The organism is Roseateles sp. SL47 (assembly GCF_026625885.1).
GTDB lineage: Bacteria > Pseudomonadota > Gammaproteobacteria > Burkholderiales > Burkholderiaceae_C > Roseateles.
On sequence record NZ_CP113068.1, the window covers coordinates 2,991,045 to 3,013,787 of the forward strand.

A 22,743-nucleotide genomic window follows, 5' to 3' on the forward strand; every position below is an offset into this window, starting at 1 on the left:
AAATCATGAGTTACGGCTGTCGCAGTTTGCGGCCAACACTTTGGCCAAAACCTACTCGGAAGGGGAATGTTGGCTGGACCGGGAGGGGAGTAGTGCTCTAGCGAAACATCACGGAAGAGGGGTCAGAGAGTGACCAATCCGTTGATTGCCCTTCAAACTACTCGAGCGTGTCCTCTGGCCCCACCTGAGACGGCGCAGTCCAAGTGGCGTCGCGCATCGACTTCTGGACGAGTTGGTCCACCTTCAGCAGTTGGGCAAAGATGGCCATGCGGACAGGGATGCCGTTGTCGGTCTGACGAAAGATGGCCAAACGCGGGTCCCGGTCGAGGTCCGTGGATAAATCGATGGCGCCTGGTGTGCTGTCGCGAGGCAGTGGATGCATCAGGACCACATCAGGCGCGCAATTCGCTTCCACAAACGATCTGTCGATACGAAAGCGGTTGTCCAGACTCTCGATTGATTCGCCCGTGAAACGCTCCTTCTGAATGCGTGTCGCGTACAGCATGTCGACATTGGCGAGGCCGGGGCCGGGGACGCTGCGCACTTCCACCGCATTGCCGTTTCGTGCGGCCTGCTCCACGATGGCTGAGGGCATGTCGAGGCCGGGCGGTGCAATGAGCGTGAACCGTACGCCCTTGTACAGCCCCAGTAGTTTCATGAGCGAATGCACCGTGCGGCCGTATTTGAGATCGCCCATCAAAGCGATGTGGGCACCATCCAGTTGCTTGCCCACGCGCGAGAACTCGCGCTGAAGGGTGTAAAGGTCCAGCAGCGCCTGCGTTGGATGCTCGCCCGGGCCATCGCCACCGTTCACTACCGGCACGTACGTCGCCCGTGCAAACTGAGTCACGGCGCCTTGTTCCGGATGTCGCACCACGATTGCATCGGCGTACCCGCTGATCACACGGCTGGTGTCATGGATGGATTCGCCCTTCGCCATCGATGAGAAGGTGAAGCCCGTGGTGTCGCAGACCGACCCACCCAGACGGCAAAAGGCGGCGCCAAAGCTGACCCGTGTTCGGGTGCTTGCTTCAAAGAACAGGTTGGCCAGCACGGCACCTTCGAGCACACGGGTGACCTTGCGCCGCCGGGCGATCGGCTGCATGACGTCTGCCAACCTGAACAGCGCTTCGACGCCCTCGCGATCAAACTGCTCGACCGAGAGCAGGTGCCGCATTGCCCCTCCCGCATCTGCGGTGAGTCCGTCGTTATATACGCTCTGTGTTGAATCGGGCGATCGGGGTGCGGCCCGTTCAAGAATTTCCTGGACAAATCGCCGGGCAATTTCCGGCATGGCACGGAACTCGCTGGACTCGTCCGGGAGTAACCAAGTGTCGAGCGTGCGCCGCCTACAGCCAATCCTGTCTGCGAACGCGTCGCGGGTCATGTCCAGTCTTCGCATGGCGTCGCGCAGGACGACTTGTTGAGGTGTGGTCATATGCGCATTGTGTATCGCAAAGCGCATATCTGCAAGTCGGGTGGGTCGGGTGGGTTGGGGGAGAGACGGAGCCGGCCTCGCACCGGTTAGAGTGCGGCGGGCCCATGTTCAATGCCTGCCGCTGAATCTTGGGCTTTGTCGCTGATTCTTTGAGATGCCTGCCCCTCATGTTGGATAAATTCTTGCTGCAGCAGCAAGTGCTGGAACGCCTCGCCGAGGACCTGCTGCGAGTTGAAAACGCTGCGCGCGTGGCGCATGAGACGGCCACTCACGAAGAGAACATCGCCGAAAACAAGTACGACACCTTGGGCCTTGAGGCTGCGTACCTGGCCACCGGCCAGGCTCGTCGAGCAGAAGCGATCCGGCAGGCGATTGCTGCGTGGAGCCAGTTCCGCCCGCTTCCTTACGACGCCAGCAAAGGCATCCAGTTGGGCGCGCTGGTCTGCCTGGTGGATGCCGATGAGAAGCAGCAACACCTCTTTCTTGGCCCGGATGGTGGCAGCATGCAGTTGGAGAGCAGGGGGCCGCTGGTGCAAGTCATCAGCAGCGAAGCGCCATTGTGCAAGGCCATGCTGGGTAAAGGCGAAGGGGATGAGGTGACGATTCAGGTCGCTTCCACACGGCGGCAGTTTGAGGTGCTTTGGGTTCAGTGAGTCCCTCTCATCTCGCAAGCACAAACCTCCGCCATGCAAGCTTCGACACCGACACCGACACCGACACCGACACCGGCACCCCACCCAACGTTCGCCCACGCGCACCCGCAGTGGCCGCGGCTCTACACCTTCCGCCGCTGCCCCTACGCCATGCGGGCACGAATGGCGATGCTGCAAGCCGGACGGGTCTTTGAGGCCGTGGAGGTCAGCTTGCGCAACAAGCCTGCAAGCTTGCTGGCCCTGTCTCCCAAGGCAACCGTGCCTGTGCTGCACCTGCCCGATGGCAGCGTGATCGAGGAGAGTTGGGACATCATGCGCTGGGCACTGGCGGAGCCCGATGCGAAGGGCTGGTGGGCTCGGGCGCAGTCACCGGAGAACCTTGAGTGGGTGCATCGGAATGACGGAGACTTCAAGCATCACCTGGACCGCTGGAAATACCCCCAGCGCTACCCGAGTGAGCCGCTTGCGCCAGAGGTCCACCGCAACAAGGCGGTGGAGGTGCTGCTGCGGCCGCTGGAGGCGACGCTGCAGAGCGCGCCGTTCCTGGGTGGTGCCACACCGTGCGCCACCGACCTTGCCGTGTTTCCCTTTGTCCGCCAGTTCGCTGCTGTGGATCCAACATGGTTTGCCACGCTGGACCTGCCCTCCGTGCGGGCTTGGCTGAACGGTTGGTTGGTTCACCCGCTGTTTGCCGCCTGCATGCACAAGTTGCCCACGGAGGGGGTGAATCGCTTTCCAATGCTGTAGCCGTTGATGGGCGTCACTCACCAAAAGCTTGGGCTGGTGTTCACGGGCTGATGACGCCAACAGATGAAGTTCGAAGGGGCAACCCTGGAGTGGCCAGATTGCTCAGCATGCGGATTGCGGGCGACTGGCGTATTGGTGCTGCTGGCGGATCCGCAGCATTCTCGGTCGATGCCGACTGCCGTTCGACCGGTCTTCAGCGCGCCGCAGTCATTGAGGCGCGCGCCGCTGGAGATACACGGGATCGGTAGCTCCGCCGATGACCATAGTTACGGCATGACCGTTCTCTGCGGACCCGTTGCTGCCACTCGGTGGCGCGCCGGACCACTCGTCATGGCCTCAGCGGCTCTCCGAGACACGACGAGACTTCGCGCAGATCTACGCACGCGGTCTTGGGGAGCGCTGCGTATTTGGCCTGAACGGTGGTGAGACAGGCTGCAGATTTGCTTGAGCGCTCGCGCAGGGCGGACGGCCCCTTTTCATCCTTCGCCGCCCTGCCGGCCAGCGACAGGCCGGGCCGGTAATGCTGGTCTAAGCTCCGCTGGGCATCTTCAGCAAAGAACTTGTTTGTCAGGATGCAGGCCTCCGGGGAGCTACTCGACATCTGCCGGGCATTGGCCGCCAGCACGGCCCGCCAATAGGTGTCCCCAGCCATCAGGTAGGCGTGGGCATTCGGGTAGTTGGGGTAGGAGTTCATGTAGGCTTTCAGCGCCTTGTCGAACCTGCCTTCTCGATAAGCTGAATCGCCCTCGGCATTGAGCACCGCTGCTGCCCTGCGGTCTTCTTCAGATAAGGCTGGCCCGTCACCATGCGCCGGCCGAAGTGTGACCAATGCGATGAGGGCTGCCATGAAAACGGCCTTCGTGATACTGATGGCGCTCATCGCTCCCGCTCCGGTTTACCCTTGACCGTCAGAAGTGCGATGCCTCGTCCATCCACCGTGCGATGACTCAGCAAGGCCTCGTGGATGGAGGTCATGTTCGCGTCGTGCGGCACATCAGGCGGCAGCACCGTGTAGCTACCCGGTGGTAAGGGGAAGTAGCCCGTGCCCCACACGGTATTCATGGTCACCGTTGACTTTACGCCGGCAATGTCCAAGGTCGCCGTCTGCTGAGGTAGGCGCTCATCTTGAGCCTTTGAATACCAGCTCGGGGCGGCCCTTGGCGACTCCCTCCATGACCTTGAAATAGGTACGCCCTCCACGGCTTTGGACATCCGCGACCTGCGCATACTTGAAAAGAGACACCCGTTCGTTGGAGTTGTTGGCCAGGGCCTGAAGCCAGCCATCGCTGCCGACTTTGTTGACGTATAAGACTTTGGAACCGGCGCCAGGCGAGGTCGTTCCGGGTGATTGCGCAAGGTGCCACGGTGCGGAGTCGTCAGACAGTGGCTAAGGTCAACTCGGTGAAACTGGGGGGAGCGCAGTCATTCAAGCGCAGCTCCCAGACGACCGACAGCCGCCTGAAGCGGCCAACCGCCATGAAGGGCCGCTTTGCAGCGGTTGCCGTCGTTCGATTCTCTGAAACCGACGCCAGAAAGCTGCCGTTCAATGTTGGAGCTCAGTGGAGTTCGAAGACGCGCTGTTGGAGCAGCACGGGAGGGAAAGGTCGAGGCCCTTCTTCTGTGTCCTAATCGTCAATGCGAGTCTGAATCGCTGTGTTCTCGTGAGCGTTGCTCACAACGCCTGTGTCGATGGCTTCCAAGTAGGTTTCCTTGTCCTTCAACACGTCCGGGGTGAGCAAGCCCCGATCATGTAGTGAGACGTACAACGCCGCCGCGTAGGCTTGGCAGTTGATTGAGCGATCAGGGTTGAACGCAATGTCGGAGAACGCTCGGTAGGTCAGCACCTGTTCCGCGAGCTCTTGGTGCTTGTGTAGCGCGTTGATGTACAGCCAGTCATAGAACGCTGTGCGTGGCTGCAAGTCCCAATCCATTCCGTAGATGGAGAACTTGATGAGCCTTCCGTGCTGAAGCAGCCTAGGGTCTCGCTTAGCGTCGATAGAGCGCATGCGTCGAAGGTCTTTGAACGGACCTCCGTGCTCAAAGACCTTCGCCGACTGGTACGCACACTCAAGGCTGTACTCGTCGCCCTTTGGCGTCCGAATCATCAGGTTGAACGCACTGAGGGCAACACCTAGCTCGTCGAGCGACTTGCTCGAAATCTCCAGCACCTTACTAACGTGGACCTGCCTCTTCGCGTTCTCATGCAGAGACACGATGGACTTCTGAGCCTGGCTCTTCGCCATACCAGGGAACCACTCAAAGTTGACGTGATGCGTCCACACCAGCAGCTTGCCGCTGGTGGAAGGCGTGAAGATCGGACGGGTAGCCACGTCAGGCACCAGCCTTCCAGAACTCGTAATCCTTGCGGTACCGGAAATAGCCAGCGTGGACCCAGGTCTTCAGACCGGGGAACTTCTCATTGATCCGCTTTTCCTGGGCAGCATTCAAGGTAACCACACCACGAATGTAAATCCTGGGAACGCCCTGGAGCATCAAAACCTCAGCCTGCGGGTTCGTAGGCCAGTAGCCTGGGATATCAAGCTTCGCCCGCTCCTTACCAACAACGTCGGCATACATGCCTTGGAAGGCCTGCAGGGTCTGGCGCTGTGCGATTGGGATGGCAGCGATTGCGCCGAGGGCGGCGTTAGCAGAGCAGAACGCGCAGGGCAGTTCCCACAGAGCGCGCTCTTCGAGGACCAGGAGGATAAAGTCAACGTCTGGATTGTCCTTCCTGATGCCCCACCACATTTTGTAGTTTGGGAAGCCAATCGACACGCAGACAGCGCTCGTGTAGTCCGCCCGCACGTTGTCGTTGAAGCCGTTGAAACCCTCTCGGGTCAACATATCCCGCGTCACCAATCCGCGGTTCAGAATGGACTCAAGATTGCTCTCGCGCGTGAAGTGCACGAGCTGCTTCACACCAATCTCGGCCGCGTACTCTTGTACTGTCGTTGCCATGAAACCTCCCTAGGAAGGTCCATGTTACAAGACGTACGCTCGGCGGCCGAAGATTACAAGCCATCCACGTCTCGCACCCTGGAAATTCAGCTTCGCGACGCTCGTGCCGGAGATGGCGACAGCGACATCAGCACTGAGCAGAAGCCGCTCGGCCACGCCGATTTGGCGACCACGACCACGATGATCTACACCCATGTGCTGAGTATTGGGCGGCGGGCGGTGCGCAGCACCTGGACTCTTCGGCCAGCACTGCGGCGCCGCAAAACGGGCGCTAGTGAAATTCCGCTCCCAGCCTGATGCAGCCATCGCCGCCCGAGACGCGCTCTCATTCGGCGGCGCGTCACCGCCTTGACGCCAAGGCTTCTCGTCGGAAATCAGCGCCATCGACCCAATTGGACGACATGCAATTCACAATGCGGGCGTCGTCCGGCGGACTCTGTTTGCGCTCGACGGACTTGATCTGGTGGCGTCACCGCCCGCCTTCCCCCAGTCCCCTCCCACACACCACTGCCACTTTTTAATGCAGTGTGAAGAATCCCCCGCATAATCAACCACTTGCACCATCCCTACGCAGGCTGTACACCCGTTTATCCACAGCGGGTGTGGACGATCCGCTATGCTGTCTGACTTTTCGCCGCATAGGCCTGAGCCGTCCCGCCTCGGCCCTTCGTCGCCCGCCCCGTGTAGTGCCTGATGACACCCGTGACACCTGAGACGCCAGAGCCCGTTTCTTCCGCCGCACCCCGTCTCCCCACGCTCCTCCTCGCCCCGATGGAGGGCCTGCTGGACCACATGCTGCGGGACACACTCACCCGCGTCGGCGGTGTGGACCGCTGCGTCTCGGAATTCATCCGCGTCACCGACCAGCTGCTGCCCCGGCGCGTCTTTACCCGCATCGTTCCTGAACTGCGCAACGGCAGCCGCACCCGCGCCGGTGTACCGGTGCGGCCGCAACTGCTGGGCTCGGACCCCACCTGCCTGGCCGAGAACGCCGCGCGTCTCGCAGAACTGCACCCCGCAGGCATCGACCTGAACTTCGGCTGCCCGGCCAAAACCGTCAACCGCCATCGCGGCGGTGCCGTGCTGCTGGACGAACCGGCCCTGGTGCATGACATCGTCCATGCCGTGCGCCGCGCGGTGCCCGCCCATCTGCCGGTGTCCGCCAAGATGCGGCTCGGCAATGAAGACCGCTCCCTGATGCTGGAATGCGCCAGCGCCATCGAGCGGGCAGGGGCGTCTGAGCTGGTCATCCATGCGCGCACCAAGCGCGATGGCTACAAGCCGCCCGCTTATTGGGACCAGATCGCCCTGGTGCGCGAGGCCGTGCGCATGCCGGTGGTGGCCAATGGCGAGGTCTGGACCGTGGCCGATGCGCGCCGTTGCCTGGCCGAGTCCGGCTGCGACACCCTCATGCTGGGTCGTGGCATGGTGGCCAACCCCGGTCTGGCGCTGTCGCTCAGGGCCGAACTGACCGGCAACGCGGCCCCGGCCTTGGCATGGGCCGACCTGCTGGTACTGATGGCCGACTTCTTCTTCCAGGTGCGTACCCAGGTGGCCGCACGTCATCAGGCGGGCCGGCTGAAGCAGTGGCTGCACTACCTGCGCCGGCACTATTCCGAAGCGGAAGAGGCTTATCAGCGGGTGCGCGTTTTGAATGCTGCCGACGACTTGTCAAGGCAGTTGTTCGGCGACGCTGTTGCGGACGACATGGCGATGCGACTGGCGCGGCTCAAAGCGCAAGCGCAGGGACTCGCTCCCCATCACCAGCCCGCCCGCGCCGTGATGGCGGCAATTCCACCTTCCACCACGTCTGTCGCAGACGACCTTTTGCAGGACGCCTGCGCATCCTTGCCCGAATCCCTCATCGACTCCGACGACGCAGTGCCCGCCGAGGCACTCACGCTGACCGCATGACTCTTCCTTTCCGTGTTGCCCGGCCGCGCGCCTGGCTGAGCCCGCTGGCCGCTGCGCTGCTGCTGTCCGCCGTGGCGGCCCCCTTGACCGCGCTGGCCGAGGCCAAGAAGGCCGCCACGCCCATCAGCCTTGACCGCATCTACGCGGACCCGCCGCTGCAAGGGCGCACCACCCGCCAGGCGGAACTGTCGCCGGACGGCGCCTGGGTCAGCTTCCTGCGGCCGTCCGCGACCGATAGTGAGCAACTGGAGCTTTGGGCCCAGCCCACGGCCGGCGGCGCGCCGCGCAAGCTGGTCTCCGCCGACGAGGTGTTGGGCGGGCGTCGTCAGCAGCTGACCGAGGCCGAACGCATGGCGCTCGAGCGCAAGCGCATCACCCAGGGGGGCATCACCAGCTATCAATGGTGCGGGCCGGACGGCCGCACGCTGTTGTTCCCGCTCTCTGGCGATCTGTACCTCGTCCGCCTCACGGACCAGGGCCCGCAGGCGCAGCGGCTGACGCAGGATCCAGAGGTCCCCGAGCAGGACCCCACCTGCTCGCCCGATGGCACGCAGCTGGTCTACGTCAAAAGCGGCAATCTGTGGCTGCAGCCGCTGGACGCCACCTCCACGCCGCGAGCCTTGACCACGGACGCGACGGGCACCCGGTTCTGGGGGCTGGCCGAGTTCATTGCAGCGGAGGAGCTCAGCCGCCAGCGTGGTTATTGGTGGTCGCCGGATGGGCGACGGCTGCTGGCCTTCCGGGTGGACGAAGCACGGGTGCCGGTGAAGACCCGCGCACAGATCTTTGCCGACCGCACGACGATGACGCAACAGCGGTATCCGAGCGCAGGCAGCCCGAATGCGGAAGTCACGGCATGGGTGCTGGATCTGGATGCCAATGCAGGCACCACGCCCGTTCAACTGGCCCTGCCGCCGGAGGCGGAATATCTGCCGCGCGCTGGCTGGTTTGGCGACGGCACACCCTGGTTGCAGTGGATGACGCGGGACCAGCACCGGCTGGTGTTGACGGAATACAAGCTTGATGGCGGTGATGGTGACGGCAAAGCTAATGCCAATGCCAATGCCAAGACGCGCCGTATCAGCAACACCAGCAACCCCGGCAACACCGGCAGCATCAGCACCATCGCCGCCACTGACACGCCTCCCACGATTCGTCAGCTGCCCGGCCGCGTCATCACGCAGGAGCGCGATGACGCCTGGGTGGAAGTCCATGATGACCTCACCGAGCTGCCGGGGCGCCGGTTGTCTGGTCGCCCGGCGCTGCTGTGGTCCAGCGAAGCCTCCGGGCGTCGGCAACTGGTGCTGCTCGACCGTGTGACCGGCGAGCGCACGCCGCTGACCCGCGAGCCTGAGCCTGTGGCGTATCGCGTCTGCAGCAGCGGCGACATGGTGGTGTATGCCGCCGCCCGGGCCCGGGGGCGTTCGCGCGAACTGTTTGCGGTGGACTTGGCCGGCCGCGCGCGTCCGCTGGCGGGCCAGCGTGAACGTCAGTGGCGGGATGCCCGTGCGGACGGCGACTGCTCCAGGCTGCTGGTGACCCGCTCTGCCTGGGGCGAGCCACCGAGCTTGTGGCTGCAGGATCTGGGCAGTGGCGCGGCACCGGTCGCGCTGCCGGGTGATGCGCCGGATGCGCTGCTGGCCCAGGTCGTGCCAACGCCTGAAGTGATGGACATCACGGCTGCCGATGGCCACACGCCGCTGAACGCCTTCTACTTCGAACCTCTGGATGGCCGCCCCGGCCCGCATCCCGTCATCACCTTGGCCTACGGCGGCCCGGGTGTGAGCACGGTGGGCTGGAGCTGGTACCGGGACACCGCCCTGATCGCCTATTGGCAGCGTCGCGGTTATGGCGTCTTCACGCTGGACACCCGTGGCATGGCCAACCGGGATCGCGCCTTCACTCGCGCGCATCACCGCTCGTTTGGTGTCACGGAAGTGGCCGACCTGTTTGCGGCCGTGCGGCAGTTGCCGCAGCGCCGTGCCGGCATCGATGCCAATCGCATCGGGTTCTTTGGCTGGTCCTACGGCGGCTTCCTGGCGGTGCGCGCCATGCTGGACGCCAACACGCCGTTTGCCGCCGCCGTGGGGGGCGCTCCGCCGACCGACTGGACGCTCTACGACACCGCCTATACCGAGCGCTATCTTGGCCTGCCAACGGATGCGTCCGGCCAGCCGACCTTGCCCTACACCCAGTCGAATCTGGTGGCGCGTGTGGACCAACTGCGGCATCCGCTGCTGGTGATTCATGGCACCGCTGACGACAACGTGCTGTTTGAGCACACCCTGCGCCTGAGCGAGGCCTTCCAGAAGCAGTCCATTCCTTTCGAGATGATGGTCTACCCCGGCAAGGCGCATGGCATCGTGGGCCGTGGGGCGCGGCTGCATCTCTACCGCACCGTGGATGCCTTCTTTGCTCGGACCTTGCTGACGCCAGCGACGCCCTGAAACCGCGCGGCTTCATCCACACGCCAGCACGGGGTCAGCACCTCTCACCGTCCAGCCAACCCGTCACCTGCTCCGCCATCACGCCAAGAGACCTCAACCATGGCACTTGTCTATTCCACTGAGACCGGGCGCACCTGCCCGGAATGTCGACAGGCCCAGGCGGACTGTCGCTGCAAGGCCAAGGCCCAGTCGGCGGTGCTGGGCAATGGTCAGGTGCGGGTGCGGCGGGAAACTGCAGGCCGCAAGGGCAAGGGCGTGACGGTGATCCTGGGCCTGCCGCTGACGGCAGACGAACTGACCGGGGTGGCCAAGCAGCTCAAGGCAGCCTGTGGCAGCGGCGGGACCGTGAAAGACGGCACGGTGGAGATTCAGGGCGACCATCTGGACAAAGTCATGCAGTGGCTGCAGAAGGCCGGGTATTCCCCGAAGCGTGCAGGCGGCTGAGCTGTGACACACCTCGCAATCCCGCCCCCGCGTTTAAGTGGGTGCCTGCAACAGCTGTAAGAACTGCGACGTTTGCACGCACATGGCACGGCGGCCGGACCTAATGTTCATGCATGCCTGCCTCCCCGGGCTTTGGAGATGCGTGATGAATCCGTCCGTTGATACCGCCACCAGCAGCCGTCCACAGGGCCCCTGCCATGGGCCTTATCTGCTGCGTTTTGAATCTCTGTTCCACAGCGGCCGTGGCCTGAGTTTCCCGTGTGATGCACGGGGCCAGGTGGTCCTGGACCAACTCAGCGAACGCGCCCGCGAAAACTACCTTTTCGCGCGTGCCGTGGTGGGGCATGAATACGCCACACCGGTGGTGGAGCGCTGCTACGACTGAGCGTGCAGGGCTCTGCGGTGTCGGGCCGCAGAAGTGCAGGACAATGCAGGCCATTCGTCCTTTTCTGTTGACCTTTTCATGACCGAGACCGCTCGCCCCGAACTGCCCGACCACCTGTCCGTGGACCCGCGCAGCCCGCACCATGTGGCTGCCATTTTTGAACACGAGATCGGCATCCGCTTCAACGGCAAGGACCGCATGGATGTTGAGGAGTACTGCATCAGCGAAGGCTGGATCAAGGTCCCGGCCGGTCGCACGCTCGACCGCAAGGGCCAGCCGCTGATGATCAAGCTCAAGGGCAAGGTCGAGGCTTATTACAAGTAAGCGGCAGGCGGCGGATGTCGCCGGGCGAGAGTGATTACTCCCCCATCGGAAACGACACCGCCACCCACAGCCCACCGCCATCGCGGTTGCCCATGAGGATGCGCCCGCCATGGGCCTCGGCGATTTCGCGCGCCAATGCGAGGCCCAGGCCGGAGCCGCTGCGCTTGGTTGAATAAAACGGCAGCAGCGCCTGTGAGAGCTGCGCCTCGTTCATGCCCGGCCCGCGGTCCGCCACTTCCACCCGCCATTCATCCCGCAGCGCCTCCACCTTGAGGCTCACCGCCTCCGGCGCACTGCCGGATTCATGGGCGTTCTTCAGCAGGTTGATCAGCGCCTGCTCCATCTGCCCAGCATCAAAACTCCCCATTGCGGTGGGCGTCGCGCCGTCCCGCGTGAACCGGTAGTGCACCGACAAGCCTTCCAGGAAATGCGCCCAGTCCACCGGTGTCAGCACCGGTGCCGGCAGCTTGGCCACGCTGGCATAACCCGCCAGAAACGCATGCAGATGCGCCGCCCGCTCGCCGATGCTGGCAAACACTCCGGGTATGCGCTCCATCTGCCCGCGCCGCGCCAGTTCGGCGCCGCTGTGGGCCAGCGAGGAAATCGGCGCCAGCGAGTTGTTCAGCTCATGGCTCATCACCCGGATCACCCGCTTCCAACTGGCCACTTCCTGGCGTGACAGCTCCCGCGTCATCCGCCGCATCAGCCGCAGACGGTGCGGCTGCCCCTGCAATTGGAAGTCCTTGATCGACAGGTGGAAGCGCTCTTCCTGCTGATCCACCATCACGCTGAAGAGGCCGTCCTGCGGCTGGGCCAGGGCCTCCCGCAGATCGTCCGGCGCCCGTTGCAGTACCTCCGTCAGCACCCGGCCCGACAGGCTGCGCCCCTGATCCAGCAGATGCCGTGCAGCCAGATTGGCATAGGCGATGCGGTCTTGCGTGTCGGTGAGCACCAACGCCACCGGCGTGTTCTGCACCACCGTGTCCAGCAACAGCTCACGCTGGGCCAGATGGTGACGCTGCTCACGCAGCGCATGGCCCAGCTCATGATGCAGCCGCAGCAGCTCCGCCAGCTCCGACAGCCCGGTGGGCGCCTGCGCCGTGATGACGCTGCTGAATTCGCCATCCCGATAGCTGAGCACCGTGCCTTCCAGCGCCCGGATCAGCCGGGTGAGTGGGGCCAGCAGCACGTGGGCCAGCCCCCAAATGCCCGGCAGCACCAGCACGGCCGTCAGCAGCAAGGCCCAGGGGCTCCAGGGATCCGGTGCCTGCATGCCAAACAGGGGGGCCAGCGCCGGCCATGGCCAGAACGTCCAGGTGGCATGCGTGAGCAGCGACAGCAAGGAGGCGCCCAGCAGGAACAAGGTCAGCCGCAGCTTGAGGGTGTAGCGCCAATGGACGCGCCCGGCGCCGCCCATCATGCGTCCAGGCCGTAACGTTCCATGCGCCGGTACAGCGCCTGGCGCGACAGGCCCAGCGCCTGCGCCGCCCGGCTCACCACGCCGGAGGCCGCCTCCAGCGCAGCGGCCACCGCTTCACGGCTGGGTTCATCCAGGTTGCGGGCGGCGCTGACCGGCGCGGCCGGCAGGGCAAGGTCCTGCTCGGTGATCAACCGGCCCGGACCGCTGCCCGGGGCCAGCAGAGCAGCGCGCTCCATCACATTCTTGAGTTCCCGCACATTGCCCGGCCAGGCGTGCGCCAACAGGGCGTCGCGAGCACTGTCGTTCAGGCGCGCACGGCCGGCCAGGAAATGCTCCGCCAGCGGCAGGATGTCCTGGGGCCGTTCGGAGAGGCCTGGCAGCGTGATTTCGATGACGTTGAGTCGGTAGTAGAGATCTTCCCGGAAGCTGCCGGCCGCCACCATGGCGCGCAGGTCGGCATTGGAGGCGGACAGCACCCGCACCTGGGTTTCGCGGGTCCGGCTGGACCCCAAGCGCTCAAACCGCCCCGTTTCCAGCACTCTCAGCAGCTTGACCTGCCCGGCCAGCGGCAGGTTGCCGATTTCATCCAGGAACAGCGTGCCACCGTCTGCGGCTTCAAACCGGCCTTCTCGGGCCCGAGCGGCCCCGGTGTAGGCGCCGCTGTCCGCGCCAAACAGTTCGGCTTCGATCAGGTCACCCGGCAATGCACCGCAGTTCACCGCCACAAATGGGCCGCTGGCCGCCCCGGAGTTGGCATGGACGATGGCCGCAACACGTTCCTTGCCGCTGCCATTGGGGCCGGTAATGAGCACCGGCGCGGGTGACCTCGCCACCTGGCAAGCCAGCTCCAGGCAGCGCAGCAGGGCGGGGGAGGACACCACCATGCCTTCCAGCCGATAACGCTGGCGCAGCGCGGTGAGGCGCTGCTGATGATCCGCCCGCGCCTGGCGCAGGGCCTGATGGCTTTCCGCCAGCTCCAGCAGGTTCTCCACCGTGGCCAGCAGCTTGGCATCGTCCCAGGGCTTGGCCAGATAGTCCGCCGCGCCGGCTTTCACCAGCGCCACGGCCTGCTCCAGTTGCGTCCAGGCGGTCAGCAAAATCACCGGCAGGTCCGGATGGGCCTGGCGGATCTGATGGAACAGCGACCGGCCTTCTTCGCCGGACGTGGTGTCGGCGCTGAAGTTCATGTCCTGGATCACCAGGTCGATCTGCCGCTGCCCCAGCAGCGCCAGGCCCTGCGATGGGGTGGTGGCGTGGAGCGGCTCGATGTCGTGCAGCGACAGCAGCAGCGTGAGGGCTTCCCCCACCGCCGGATGGTCGTCAATGATCAGAACAGTGCGCATCCGCATGAGAATAATGGAAGTGGCCTTCTCAGCCGCGCAAGGCCACCACCGGCGGCAGCGCCGCCGCACGGCGTGCCGGTGCCAGCACCGCCAACTGCCCCAGCGCCCAGAGGGCCACCGCGCCCACCGGTAGATAGGCCGCTGGCAGCGGCGGCATCTCATACTGCCGCATCAGCAGCAGGCTGATGCCGTAGGCGCCGGCCATCCCCAGCGCGATGCCCACGGTGGACAGCAGCAGATTCTCCGTCTGGAAATAGCGCAGGATCTGCCCCCGCGTAGCGCCCAGCGCGCGCCGTGTGCCGATCATGCGGGTGCGCTGTTGCACCCAGAAGCTGCCCAGCCCAACGATGCCGAAAGCGGTCACCACCAGCAGGGCCACACAAACGCCGGCCAGCAACTGGATCATCGACCGGTCCTGGCGATAGTAGTCACTGCGCATGTCGGTCAGCAGCATCTGGTCCCGGACCAGGCGCTTCATGCCCGGGCTGTTGTGCACCAGTTTTTCGGCAGCGGCCTTGAGCACTGTCGCGCGCTGTGCAGGGTCGGTGCGCAGGAGAAACATGCCGCCGCGAAAACTCGGCCGTATCGGCAGGATCAGGGTGCCGAGCCCGTATTGCTCATTGGTCCCGGGGGTGGGTGAGGTCAGCGGATCCACCACCCCCACGATGCGGTGCGGCACATTCCCATAGACATACACCGACTTGCCCAGAGGCGACTCGCCCGGGAAGAGCTGCCTGGCCAGGGCACTGTTGACGATGACGGCGGGAATGACCGGGTTCTCTTCATTGGCGGCTGCGCTGCCCACATATTCATCAGGCAGAAAGTCCCGCCCGGCAATCACGCGCAGGCCCAGCGTCTGCAGCAGGTGTTCGCCGCCGTAGTAAGTGGATGCGGTGGTTGGCGGTTGGGCTTGGCCCGGTTGAAGACTCACGCCCGAGTAGACCGTGCTGGGCGCATAAGGGATCTGGTTGACGATGGCCGCCTGCTGCACCCCGGGCAACTGACGCAGCGCCTGAAGATCCGACTGGGTCTGTGCATCGTCGTTGTCTACCCGGGTCACGCTGGCGACCGCCAGCATCACCAGCCGGTCTTCGTCCAGGCCCGAGGGCTTGCCGATGCGCTCAATGCGCTGGCTGATCAGGAACAGGGCATTGCAGACGATGGCGCAGGTGAGCGCCATCTGCAGCACGATCAGGCTGGCGGCGGTCTTGTGCCGCTTCAGCGTGGAGAGGATGGGAAGAATGTCCATCGGGTCACCTCATTGCGATTTCAGTTGCAGCGCGGGGGTGATCTGGCAGGCGCGCCAGGCCGGCAGCAGGCCCGCCAGCAGGCTGGCGGCCAGAGACAGGCCGAAGGTGGTGGCCAACATCTGCCAGTCCATCTGCGCCAGGCGGGCATAAGGGGCCGGGTTCATGCGCACGATCCACAGGGCGACCCAGGTCAGCAGCAGGCCCAGCAATCCACCGGTCAGCCCCAGGCTGCCCGCTTCCACCAGGAACTGCAGGAAGATCTGGCGGCGCGGTGCACCCAGCGCGCGCCGAACGCCAATCTCACCGCTGCGGCGCAGGCACTTGGCCAGCAACAGGCCGACAGTGTTGGTGAGGCACACCACCAGGAAGCCGAAGGCCAGCCACACCTGCAAGCGGAAATCGCTCGGCACGACCTTCCGGACGGACAGCCACTCCATCACTGGCCGCAGACGGGGATTGCTGGGCCGCTCAAAGCGGCCCGCCTGGCGCTGCACGTCGGAGTACTGCTGGAGATAGGTGAAGTAATCGCGGCGCTGCTGGTCCGTATCCAGTTGCACCCAATACTGAAGCCAGGCGCAGGGGGCGCTCAAGGCGCGGGGATCCGCGCCGCCGCCGCTGCCCCAGCAGTTCATGCTGCCCGTGCCGCCCATGCGCAGTGCGTAAGAGGTGGCCAGGGGGGCATAGACATCTGCCGGCGCACGGTAGGCACCGATGGTGAGGTCAAAGTAGTGCGGTGCTGGTCGCCAGGCCTTGAGCACACCGATGATGGTGAAGTCCTTGTCGCGCAGCCGCAGCATGCGTCCCCGGCTGTCCGCGCCACCGAAGAGGCGGTCGTTGAGCTCTTTCGAGATCACGGCCACGCGGGCTTCAGAGGCCTCTTCGGCTGCCGTCCATCCATGCCCATAGGCAAAGGGCGCTTCAAAAATGGCAAAGAAGTCGGCGCTGGCATAACGTGCCGATGCAAAAAATGGAGACTGCCCCGACACACCGGAACCTTCCGGATCCACAGCGATGTTGGCACCGGTCATCATCACCTGATGCACGCCACGTTTGTCTCGCAGCAGGGCTTCAGCGTCCATGCGGGTGAGCTGCAGCGCGGGTTCGCCGCCGGCTTGATAGCCCTGCATCGGTTCCGCATCCAGCTGCACGTTGAACAGGCGCGAACTCTTCGCCGGAATGGGGTCGCCGGAGAGCACATGGAAGACGGTCAGGGTGGTCATGCAGGCGGCCACGCCCATGGCGATGGACAGCAGCATCAGCACGGTCAGGCCGCGGTGGGCCCGCAGGCTGCGTACGCCCAGTTCGAGGTAGTAGGTGAGCATGTCAGGGCTTCTCGATGAGCAGGAGGTTGACGGCGGCCAGTTGCGACTCGGCCAGGCGGCCGGCGGATTGCTGAAGCAGCAGCTGGGACAACACGAATCGGTGACGGGCCTGTTCCCAGGCGCTGCGAGCATTGCTCTGGGTCTGGATGGCCAGCAGCAGGTCCGTCATGGTGCGGGCCCCCAGATCCAGGCCGCTGCGGGTGGAGGCCAGGGACTTCTCGGCAGCATCCACGGCGGCGCGGGTGGTCCGCATCTGGCTGAGCGAGGACAGCACGGCCTGGTAGTAGCCTTGTGTGCTGCGGATCAGCGATCGGCGCGTGGTTTCCAGGTCTTCCTTCTGCTGCTCGCGGCGGAACACCGCCTGGCGCTTCTGGGACTCGATGGCGCCGCCGGAAAACAGCGGGATGGTGAGCTTGAGACCCACGGTGGAGGTGTAGCGCGCATCGACCGGCGCAATGGCCGTGCCGGCCCGGCGCTCGCCATCCACGCCCACGCTCAACGTGGGCAGATGCGCCGCGCGGGCCGCTGCCACCCGCTGGTCGCTGGCGGCCAGGTCCAGCGCGCCGGCCCGCAGGGTGGGGTTGTCGCGCAGGGCCTGAGCCACCCAGGCCTCCGGTTCTGCGGGGTCGGGCGGCAGCATCGGCAGGTCCGGCGCCAGTGGGCGCAGTTCACCCGGCGGGCGGCCCGTGATCTCGGCCAGCGCCTGTTTGGCATCGGCCAGGCTTTCCTGAGCCTGGGCCGTGCTCACACGGGCCAGCTCAAAGTAAGCGCGGCCCTGTTCCACATCCTGGGCGGCGCTGAGCTTGGCATCAAACCGCGCCTGTGCCTGCTGCACCTGCTGCAGGTAGGCATCTTCGATGGCCTGCGCCGTGGCGAGGGTGGCCTGGGCGGTCAGCACGCCGAAATAGGCCGAGGCGACACGCGCGCACAAATCCGCTTCGGCCGCTTGGACTCGGGCCTCTTCCGCACTGACGCCCGCCTGCTCGGCATCCAGCGTCCGCAGCTTGCTCAGATCCACCAGCACCTGGCTGAGGCTGTGCGTCAGCTGATGTTCGCGGCTGCCGTCGGCCTGGTAACGCAACTCGGCATATTGGGCCGACCATTGCGGCAGCAGCGCGGCACGGGCCTGCCGCGCCACTTCGGTCTGCTCGCCGCGGACGGCACGGGCGGTGGCCAGTGTGGGGTCGTTCTGCCGCGCCTGGGCATAGATCTGCAGCAGGTCTTCGGTCTGCGCTGCGGAGGGCTGGCAGCAGCCGGCGCACAGGAGCAGAGCGGCCAGGGGAAGCACCACAGACCGCAAAAGGGGCAAGGGCACAGGTGTCTTCATGCTGGCGTGGCGGTCCGCAACAGGGCAGGGTCCAGGTGAAGATTGGCGGCGATGTCGACCACCTGACCGTCGATCACATGCACATTGCGCTGGGCACGCGCAGCCAGTTGAGGGTCATGGGTGACCATGACGATGGTGGCCCCCTCCCGATGCAGCTCTTCCAGCAACTCCATCACGCTGCGCGCCATGGCACTGTCCAGGTTGCCGGTGGGTTCGTCGGCCAGCAGCAGCTTGGGTTCACCCGCCAGGGCGCGGGCAATGGCCACCCGTTGCTGCTGTCCGCCGGAGAGCTCGGCCGGATAGTGCCGCTCACGGGCGGACAGGCCAACGCGGGCCAGCGCCTCCCGGGCGCGGCGCTGGCGTTCAGCGGTCTTCATGCCTCTATAGCGCAGCGGCACCTCGATGTTGTCCAGCAGGTTCAGGTCGGGGATGAGGTTGAAGGCCTGGAAGATGAAACCGATCTTCTCGTTGCGCATGCGGGAACGCTGGTCGTCATTCATGTGGCTGACGTCCACACCGTCCAGCTGGTAGAGGCCGCCGGAGAAGGATTCCAGCAGTCCGGCAATGGTGAGAAAGGTGGTCTTGCCCGAGCCCGACGGACCGGTGACCGCCACGAATTCACCCTGGCGGACTTCGAGATTGAAGTCGCGCAGGGCATAGGTCTCGATCATTTCGGTTCGGTAGACCTTGGAGAGGGATTGCATCTTCAGCATGGGGATCTCTCGTGTGTGACTTTGAAAATAGGGGACGGGGGAAGAGCCGATGGGGGCGCCGGGCCGTGTTCATCGGCACGCCATGGTTCATTGGGACAAGGTGATTCGCTCCGCGCCGTTAAAGGCCTGGGCGCCGGAGATCACCACCTGCTCGCCGGGCTGGAGACCTTCCAGTACTTCCACCTTGGACAGGCTCTGCGCTCCCAGGCGAATGGCGCGTTTGACGGCTTGCCCGTCCTGGATGACGTAGGCGAAACGTCCGCCGCCTTCATCCACAAAGCTGCCTCGGTTGACGATGACGACCTTGTCACGGCGGTCCAGCAGCACCCGGACCGACAGCCGCTGGTTCTGGCGCAACTGCTCAGGTGTGGCGCCGTCAAAGCGCAGCCGCGCCGCCACTTCGCCATTCACCACCTCGGGGGAGACGGAACTCACCAGGCCCCGCCACTGCTGGCCGTTGGCGGAGATTTCTCCGGGCATGCCGATGGCCAGGTCGCGGGCAAAGCTTTCTGCCACCTGCATCTGCACTTCCAGCGAGGTCAGATCCACCACGGTGAGCAGGCCGGTGCCGGCGGCCACATTCGCGCGTTCGGCCACCAGCAGTTGTCCCACCTGGCCGTTGACGGGGGAATGCAGTGCCAGCTCGGCCACCTGGCGGCGCAGATCCTGCACGAGCAACTGTTGCCGTTGCACCGCCTGCTGCTTGGCCTGCAGTTCGAATTTCAGGCTGTTGTCCTTGAGGCCCACACCGGCCTGCGCATGGGCAGCGGTGATGCGCGCCTTCTCCATGGCGTCGCGTGCCTTGTCGACCTGCATGCCGGCCACGGCACCGGCCTCAAAGGCCTTGGTCTGCCGTTCCAGGTCATTGCGGGCGGTCTGGAGGTCGATGCTGGCGCTTTCCCACGCGCTTTGAAGCGCCGAGCGCTGCTCGCGCCCATCCACCTCAGCGCGGAGCAGGTCCGTGCGCAGGCCGTCCGCATTGCTTTGTTCCTGGGCCAGTCGCGCCCGCAGGTCGGGGCTGTCGATGTCGCCCAGCAACTGGCCCTGGGTGACCTTGTCGCCGGCCTTCACCCGCAACACCAGGTTGCCGCCGTGCAGCGCATAAATGGTGGGGCTCATGGCGGCCACCACCTTGCCTTCGCCTGAGACATCCCGCACCAGTGGACCCAGCTCGACGGTGGCAATGCCCAGGCGTTGCAGACTGACGGACGCGCCGCCACTCATCATGCGTTGGACGGCAGGCAGCGCCAGGCCGCAGGCGACCGCACTACCGCCAAGGACGGCGGCGGCCAGCAGACGACGGCGATGGCGGGACCAGAGCGTCGGGGCGGGAGAGAGGGGGCGGTCCTGGCCGGAGGTGTCGCGGATCATGGAGGCAGCAGAGGGATCGAGTGGTTCTGGCAGGAGAGACTGCAAGGGGCATGCCAACAGGTTGGTTCAATGAAAAGTGAATGGAATCAATGAGTTGTAGAAGCTTTGTGGCGGTGTGAGGGTGTCCGCGGACACTCAGGTGGACAGTGCGCGGACATGGGGCGGACAGGGGGCGGACATGGGCCGGACATGGGCCGGACAGGCGGGAACAAGCGGGAACAAGCCGCTTTCAACGGGCGGACAGCGTGTCGGGCCTGTGCGGGACCGAACCTGGGGCGGGCGTTCGACACCTCTGCAGGTCGGTTCTTCACTGCTTCACGCTGGCGCGCGCGCTTTGCCTACCGACGCAGGCAAATGCGCCGATCCGCGCTGAGACGAATACTGGATCTCCCTTCACTTTGATCCTCCCGATTCGCCATGAACACCGTTCAATCCCATACAGAGTCCCCGCTGCTGTCCCCCTCCGCCGCGCTTGTGCCTGCCGGTGCCAGCGGTGCGCACCCATCCTCACGAGCGGCCTTGCTGCGCCCCCGTGGTTGGCAGGCGGAGACGGTGGCCGCAGGCAGCAGCTTTGCGGGGCTCGCTGCTGCTGAAGCCTCGGCTTCGGCCGCTGCTGAATCCGCTGCAGCAGCCGCCGCTGAATCCGCTGCAGCAGCCGCCGCTGAAGCCGCTGCAGCAGCCGCCGCTGAAGCCGCCACTGAAGCCGCTGCTGTGGCTGCGAGCCAGCCAGCCAAACGAACGGGGGCAAGGTACGTCCGTCGAGGCGGTGGCACCGAGGCGCTGGAAGGTGCCTCTGAGCCGCTCTCTGAGCCTGAGCTAGACCCTCGGCTGGACGACCTGGGGCCCACCCGCGCAGGCGATGACGGACCTCCGCAGACGTCTCTGACGTCTCTGCCGCCGCAATCTCCACAGTCACCGCTGTCCGACGGACCTCGGCCTGCCGATGCCGATGATGAGGACGACCGGGCCGTCGCTTGGCTGAGCCTGGGATCTGCTGCACAACCCGGATGGCTGATGGCAGGTGGCGGGCTGCTGGCCGCTGCGGCCGCATCGGCAGGAGGGGGCGGAGGCTCGGGCGGCATCGGTGGCGGACACCTGGGCACTGGTACGGGCGCTGGCATCGATCCAGGGACAGGTGCAGGGTCTGGCGCTGGCACTGGCACTGGCACTGGCACCGGCACCGGCACCGGCACCGGCACCGGCACCGGCACCGGCACCGGCACCGGCACCGGTGCGACCCCAGGTGCAGAGGCTGGGCCAGGCCACGGCGGCGGGGCTGGGGGGGATATGGGCTCCAGCGCGGGCTCTGGTGGCGGCTCCAGACCCAGCCCGGGAGGAGACGAGGGTGTAGTGCCCGACGCGGGGATCGGTGGGGTTCCGCCAGACGACGTCGAGGCCCGGCCGCCCGGCACGGTGACCGCTCCTGCGGACCCTTCGCTAGGGCCAGTGACCTTGGGGCTGTCCCGTGCGGCGGCCCCGGTGCAGGGCCTGCCCAGCAGCAACGATCCGGTGGTGCAGGTGGGGCACCTGGAGGCCGACGCGGCATGGTTCTACCGTGTCGATGGTCAGGCCTGGGTGCAGGGCCAGGGCAGCAGCATTCCGGCGAACGTCTTTGCGGCGCAGGGGCAGCACCGCGTGGAGGTCTATCAGACGGACCTGGCGGGCAACAGCAGCGCGGTCGCGTCGCTGGACTTCTGGTTTGACAGCGTGGCGCCCGATCAGCCCTCGCTGGCCCTGGCGCACGATACCGGCGACACCACCGACCACATCACCAGCGATGCCACGCTGGTCGTCAGCGGCGTGCAGCCGGGCGACGACTGGTTCTACCAAGTGGACGATGGCGCCTGGCACCCTGGGCAAGGCCAGGAGATTTCGGATGCCGCCCTCGGTGGCGATGGTGTTCATACCGTCCGTGTCCGGGTGCGTGACACCACTGGCAATGAGAGCGCCACTGCCAGCATCACTGTGCAACGCGACACCGTCGCGCCCACCACCGGCCCGACGATCTCCTTGGAGTTCGACACGGGCCGCGATAACGACCTGCTGACCAACACCCCCTACCTGTTGTTTGAAGATCTGGAGGCGGGGGCCCGATGGTCCTTCAGCCTGGACGGCGGGCAGACCTGGCGTGATGCCGCCGACCCGACCGACCTGGCGTTCCGAGACGACACCCCCTTTGAACACGATGGGGTCTGGACGGTACTGGCCCGTCAGATCGATGTGGCCGGCAATGTGGGCAGTGTCATCACCCAGCTGAGATTTGAACTGGACCGGCAAGCCCCCGATGCACCGACGATCGCGCTGAAGCACGACACCGGCCTGCTGACTGACGACCGCGTCACGCAGGACGGCACTGTGGTGATCGGCGATGTGGAAGCCGGTGGCTCCAGGGCCTACCGCCTGGACGGCAGCTCCTCATGGATCGTCTTTGTTGGTGGGGAACTGCCTCCCTCGCTGTTCACCGACGGCCATCATGTGGTGGAAGTCGTCGCTTGGGATGCCGCAGGAAATCAAAGCGCCATTGAGCGCCTGGAATTTTTGCTGGACACCCAGGCCCCGGGCCTTCCCAGCCTGGGTCTGGAGACGGGCAGCCCGGCGGCGCTTTTGGAGCCCCTCTCGTTGGCCGTTATCTGACTCGCCCAAGAAAAAGGGGCGTCACTGGACGCCCCTGACTCCTGCAGTTGCCG

The 22,743-nt window shown here is 65.3% G+C and carries 20 protein-coding genes and 1 pseudogene; 9 read left to right on the forward strand and 12 right to left on the reverse strand.

The genetic code is table 11. The features are described from left to right. Nucleotides 1-157 precede the first annotated feature (157 nt). Entirely contained in the window at nucleotides 158-1,438 is a 1,281-nt protein-coding gene (locus OU995_RS13080) for an aspartate carbamoyltransferase (RefSeq protein ID WP_267835986.1), read from the reverse strand. Nucleotides 1,439-1,608: 170 nt separating this feature from the next. On the opposite strand from OU995_RS13080, the gene OU995_RS13085 reads away from it, so the two are divergent. Next, a complete protein-coding gene (locus OU995_RS13085; protein ID WP_267836255.1) occupies nucleotides 1,609-2,091 on the forward strand; it encodes a GreA/GreB family elongation factor in 483 nt (160 codons plus the stop codon). Nucleotides 2,092-2,124: 33 nt separating this feature from the next. Beyond that, nucleotides 2,125-2,838: a glutathione S-transferase gene (locus OU995_RS13090; protein ID WP_267835987.1), complete on the forward strand. Its 714-nt coding sequence runs from the start codon at nucleotides 2,125-2,127 to the stop codon at nucleotides 2,836-2,838. A gap of 328 nt (nucleotides 2,839-3,166) precedes the next feature. Here OU995_RS13090 and OU995_RS13095 read toward each other — a convergent pair whose 3' ends face one another. The 4 genes from OU995_RS13095 to OU995_RS13110 all read right to left on the reverse strand — a co-directional run bounded on the left by OU995_RS13095 (nucleotide 3,167) and on the right by OU995_RS13110 (nucleotide 5,796). Next, nucleotides 3,167-3,718, reverse strand: a complete 552-nt coding sequence (locus OU995_RS13095; RefSeq protein WP_267835988.1) for a hypothetical protein — start codon at nucleotides 3,716-3,718, stop codon at nucleotides 3,167-3,169. Continuing rightward, nucleotides 3,715-3,900 carry a hypothetical protein gene (locus OU995_RS13100; RefSeq protein WP_267835989.1) on the reverse strand — a complete coding sequence of 62 codons (186 nt, stop codon included), beginning with the start codon at nucleotides 3,898-3,900 and terminating at the stop codon, nucleotides 3,715-3,717. The genes OU995_RS13095 and OU995_RS13100 overlap by 4 nt, the downstream gene beginning before the upstream one ends. Nucleotides 3,901-4,463: 563 nt before the next feature. Next, nucleotides 4,464-5,168: a DarT1-associated NADAR antitoxin family protein gene (locus tag OU995_RS13105; RefSeq protein WP_267835990.1), complete on the reverse strand. Its 705-nt coding sequence runs from the start codon at nucleotides 5,166-5,168 to the stop codon at nucleotides 4,464-4,466. Nucleotide 5,169: 1 nt separating this feature from the next. Then, nucleotides 5,170-5,796, reverse strand: coding sequence for a DarT ssDNA thymidine ADP-ribosyltransferase family protein (locus OU995_RS13110; RefSeq protein ID WP_267835991.1), 627 nt, complete (start codon nucleotides 5,794-5,796; stop codon nucleotides 5,170-5,172). A 21-nt stretch (nucleotides 5,797-5,817) separates the two neighbouring features. On the opposite strand from OU995_RS13110, the gene OU995_RS27570 reads away from it, so the two are divergent. The 6 genes and pseudogenes from OU995_RS27570 (at nucleotide 5,818) to OU995_RS13140 (ending at nucleotide 11,310) form a co-directional block, all read left to right on the forward strand. Next, complete coding sequence (locus tag OU995_RS27570; RefSeq protein WP_420714860.1) at nucleotides 5,818-6,093, forward strand: hypothetical protein; 276 nt, start codon at nucleotides 5,818-5,820, stop codon at nucleotides 6,091-6,093. Nucleotides 6,094-6,567: 474 nt separating this feature from the next. After that, a pseudogene (locus OU995_RS13120) lies at nucleotides 6,568-7,491 on the forward strand (tRNA dihydrouridine synthase); the annotation flags it as partial. A gap of 215 nt (nucleotides 7,492-7,706) precedes the next feature. Then, a complete protein-coding gene (locus tag OU995_RS13125) occupies nucleotides 7,707-10,157 on the forward strand; it encodes an alpha/beta fold hydrolase (RefSeq protein ID WP_267835992.1) in 2,451 nt (816 codons plus the stop codon). 99 nt (nucleotides 10,158-10,256) lie between these two features. Then, nucleotides 10,257-10,601: a translation initiation factor Sui1 gene (locus OU995_RS13130; RefSeq protein WP_267835993.1), complete on the forward strand. Its 345-nt coding sequence runs from the start codon at nucleotides 10,257-10,259 to the stop codon at nucleotides 10,599-10,601. 145 nt (nucleotides 10,602-10,746) lie between these two features. Beyond that, nucleotides 10,747-10,986, forward strand: a complete 240-nt coding sequence (locus OU995_RS13135) for a hypothetical protein (protein WP_267835994.1) — start codon at nucleotides 10,747-10,749, stop codon at nucleotides 10,984-10,986. Nucleotides 10,987-11,064: 78 nt separating this feature from the next. After that, on the forward strand, nucleotides 11,065-11,310 hold the full coding sequence (locus tag OU995_RS13140; protein WP_058935977.1) for a DUF3297 family protein: 246 nt from the start codon (nucleotides 11,065-11,067) through the stop codon (nucleotides 11,308-11,310). A gap of 34 nt (nucleotides 11,311-11,344) precedes the next feature. Here OU995_RS13140 and OU995_RS13145 read toward each other — a convergent pair whose 3' ends face one another. The 7 genes from OU995_RS13145 to OU995_RS13175 form a co-directional block, all read right to left on the reverse strand. Continuing rightward, on the reverse strand, nucleotides 11,345-12,730 hold the full coding sequence (locus OU995_RS13145; RefSeq protein ID WP_267835995.1) for a sensor histidine kinase: 1,386 nt from the start codon (nucleotides 12,728-12,730) through the stop codon (nucleotides 11,345-11,347). Further along, nucleotides 12,727-14,079 (reverse strand): sigma-54 dependent transcriptional regulator, encoded by a 1,353-nt coding sequence (locus OU995_RS13150; protein ID WP_324288750.1) that lies wholly within the window; start codon nucleotides 14,077-14,079, stop codon nucleotides 12,727-12,729. The genes OU995_RS13145 and OU995_RS13150 overlap by 4 nt, the downstream gene beginning before the upstream one ends. Before the next feature lie 22 nt (nucleotides 14,080-14,101). Then, nucleotides 14,102-15,322, reverse strand: coding sequence for an ABC transporter permease (locus tag OU995_RS13155; RefSeq protein ID WP_267835996.1), 1,221 nt, complete (start codon nucleotides 15,320-15,322; stop codon nucleotides 14,102-14,104). A gap of 9 nt (nucleotides 15,323-15,331) precedes the next feature. Continuing rightward, nucleotides 15,332-16,645 (reverse strand): ABC transporter permease, encoded by a 1,314-nt coding sequence (locus tag OU995_RS13160; RefSeq protein ID WP_267835997.1) that lies wholly within the window; start codon nucleotides 16,643-16,645, stop codon nucleotides 15,332-15,334. 1 nt (nucleotide 16,646) lies between these two features. Continuing rightward, a complete protein-coding gene (locus tag OU995_RS13165) occupies nucleotides 16,647-17,960 on the reverse strand; it encodes a TolC family outer membrane protein (protein WP_267835998.1) in 1,314 nt (437 codons plus the stop codon). 8 nt (nucleotides 17,961-17,968) lie between these two features. Continuing rightward, complete coding sequence (locus OU995_RS13170) at nucleotides 17,969-18,685, reverse strand: ABC transporter ATP-binding protein (protein ID WP_267835999.1); 717 nt, start codon at nucleotides 18,683-18,685, stop codon at nucleotides 17,969-17,971. A gap of 87 nt (nucleotides 18,686-18,772) precedes the next feature. Then, a complete protein-coding gene (locus OU995_RS13175) occupies nucleotides 18,773-20,056 on the reverse strand; it encodes an efflux RND transporter periplasmic adaptor subunit (protein ID WP_267836000.1) in 1,284 nt (427 codons plus the stop codon). 417 nt (nucleotides 20,057-20,473) lie between these two features. Between OU995_RS13175 and OU995_RS13180 the strand changes: the two genes are divergently transcribed. Then, entirely contained in the window at nucleotides 20,474-22,690 is a 2,217-nt protein-coding gene (locus OU995_RS13180; protein WP_267836001.1) for an Ig-like domain repeat protein, read from the forward strand. Nucleotides 22,691-22,743 lie beyond the last annotated feature (53 nt).

What these genes read in the sequence shown, in the direction of transcription:
- OU995_RS13175 (WP_267836000.1), bottom strand. Translation starts at nt 20,056, where the DNA reads ATGATCCGCGACACCTCCGGCCAGGACCGCCCCCTCTCTCCCGCCCCG.
- OU995_RS13095 (WP_267835988.1), bottom strand. Translation starts at nt 3,718, where the DNA reads ATGAGCGCCATCAGTATCACGAAGGCCGTTTTCATGGCAGCCCTCATC.
- OU995_RS13100 (WP_267835989.1), bottom strand. Translation starts at nt 3,900, where the DNA reads ATGAATACCGTGTGGGGCACGGGCTACTTCCCCTTACCACCGGGTAGC.
- OU995_RS13110 (WP_267835991.1), bottom strand. Translation starts at nt 5,796, where the DNA reads ATGGCAACGACAGTACAAGAGTACGCGGCCGAGATTGGTGTGAAGCAG.
- OU995_RS27570 (WP_420714860.1), top strand. Translation starts at nt 5,818, where the DNA reads ATGTTACAAGACGTACGCTCGGCGGCCGAAGATTACAAGCCATCCACG.
- OU995_RS13135 (WP_267835994.1), top strand. Translation starts at nt 10,747, where the DNA reads ATGAATCCGTCCGTTGATACCGCCACCAGCAGCCGTCCACAGGGCCCC.
- OU995_RS13155 (WP_267835996.1), bottom strand. Translation starts at nt 15,322, where the DNA reads ATGGACATTCTTCCCATCCTCTCCACGCTGAAGCGGCACAAGACCGCC.
- OU995_RS13140 (WP_058935977.1), top strand. Translation starts at nt 11,065, where the DNA reads ATGACCGAGACCGCTCGCCCCGAACTGCCCGACCACCTGTCCGTGGAC.
- OU995_RS13160 (WP_267835997.1), bottom strand. Translation starts at nt 16,645, where the DNA reads ATGCTCACCTACTACCTCGAACTGGGCGTACGCAGCCTGCGGGCCCAC.
- OU995_RS13080 (WP_267835986.1), bottom strand. Translation starts at nt 1,438, where the DNA reads ATGACCACACCTCAACAAGTCGTCCTGCGCGACGCCATGCGAAGACTG.
- OU995_RS13090 (WP_267835987.1), top strand. Translation starts at nt 2,125, where the DNA reads ATGCAAGCTTCGACACCGACACCGACACCGACACCGACACCGGCACCC.
- OU995_RS13145 (WP_267835995.1), bottom strand. Translation starts at nt 12,730, where the DNA reads ATGATGGGCGGCGCCGGGCGCGTCCATTGGCGCTACACCCTCAAGCTG.
- OU995_RS13125 (WP_267835992.1), top strand. Translation starts at nt 7,707, where the DNA reads ATGACTCTTCCTTTCCGTGTTGCCCGGCCGCGCGCCTGGCTGAGCCCG.
- OU995_RS13180 (WP_267836001.1), top strand. Translation starts at nt 20,474, where the DNA reads ATGAACACCGTTCAATCCCATACAGAGTCCCCGCTGCTGTCCCCCTCC.
- OU995_RS13170 (WP_267835999.1), bottom strand. Translation starts at nt 18,685, where the DNA reads ATGCTGAAGATGCAATCCCTCTCCAAGGTCTACCGAACCGAAATGATC.
- OU995_RS13150 (WP_324288750.1), bottom strand. Translation starts at nt 14,079, where the DNA reads ATGCGGATGCGCACTGTTCTGATCATTGACGACCATCCGGCGGTGGGG.
- OU995_RS13130 (WP_267835993.1), top strand. Translation starts at nt 10,257, where the DNA reads ATGGCACTTGTCTATTCCACTGAGACCGGGCGCACCTGCCCGGAATGT.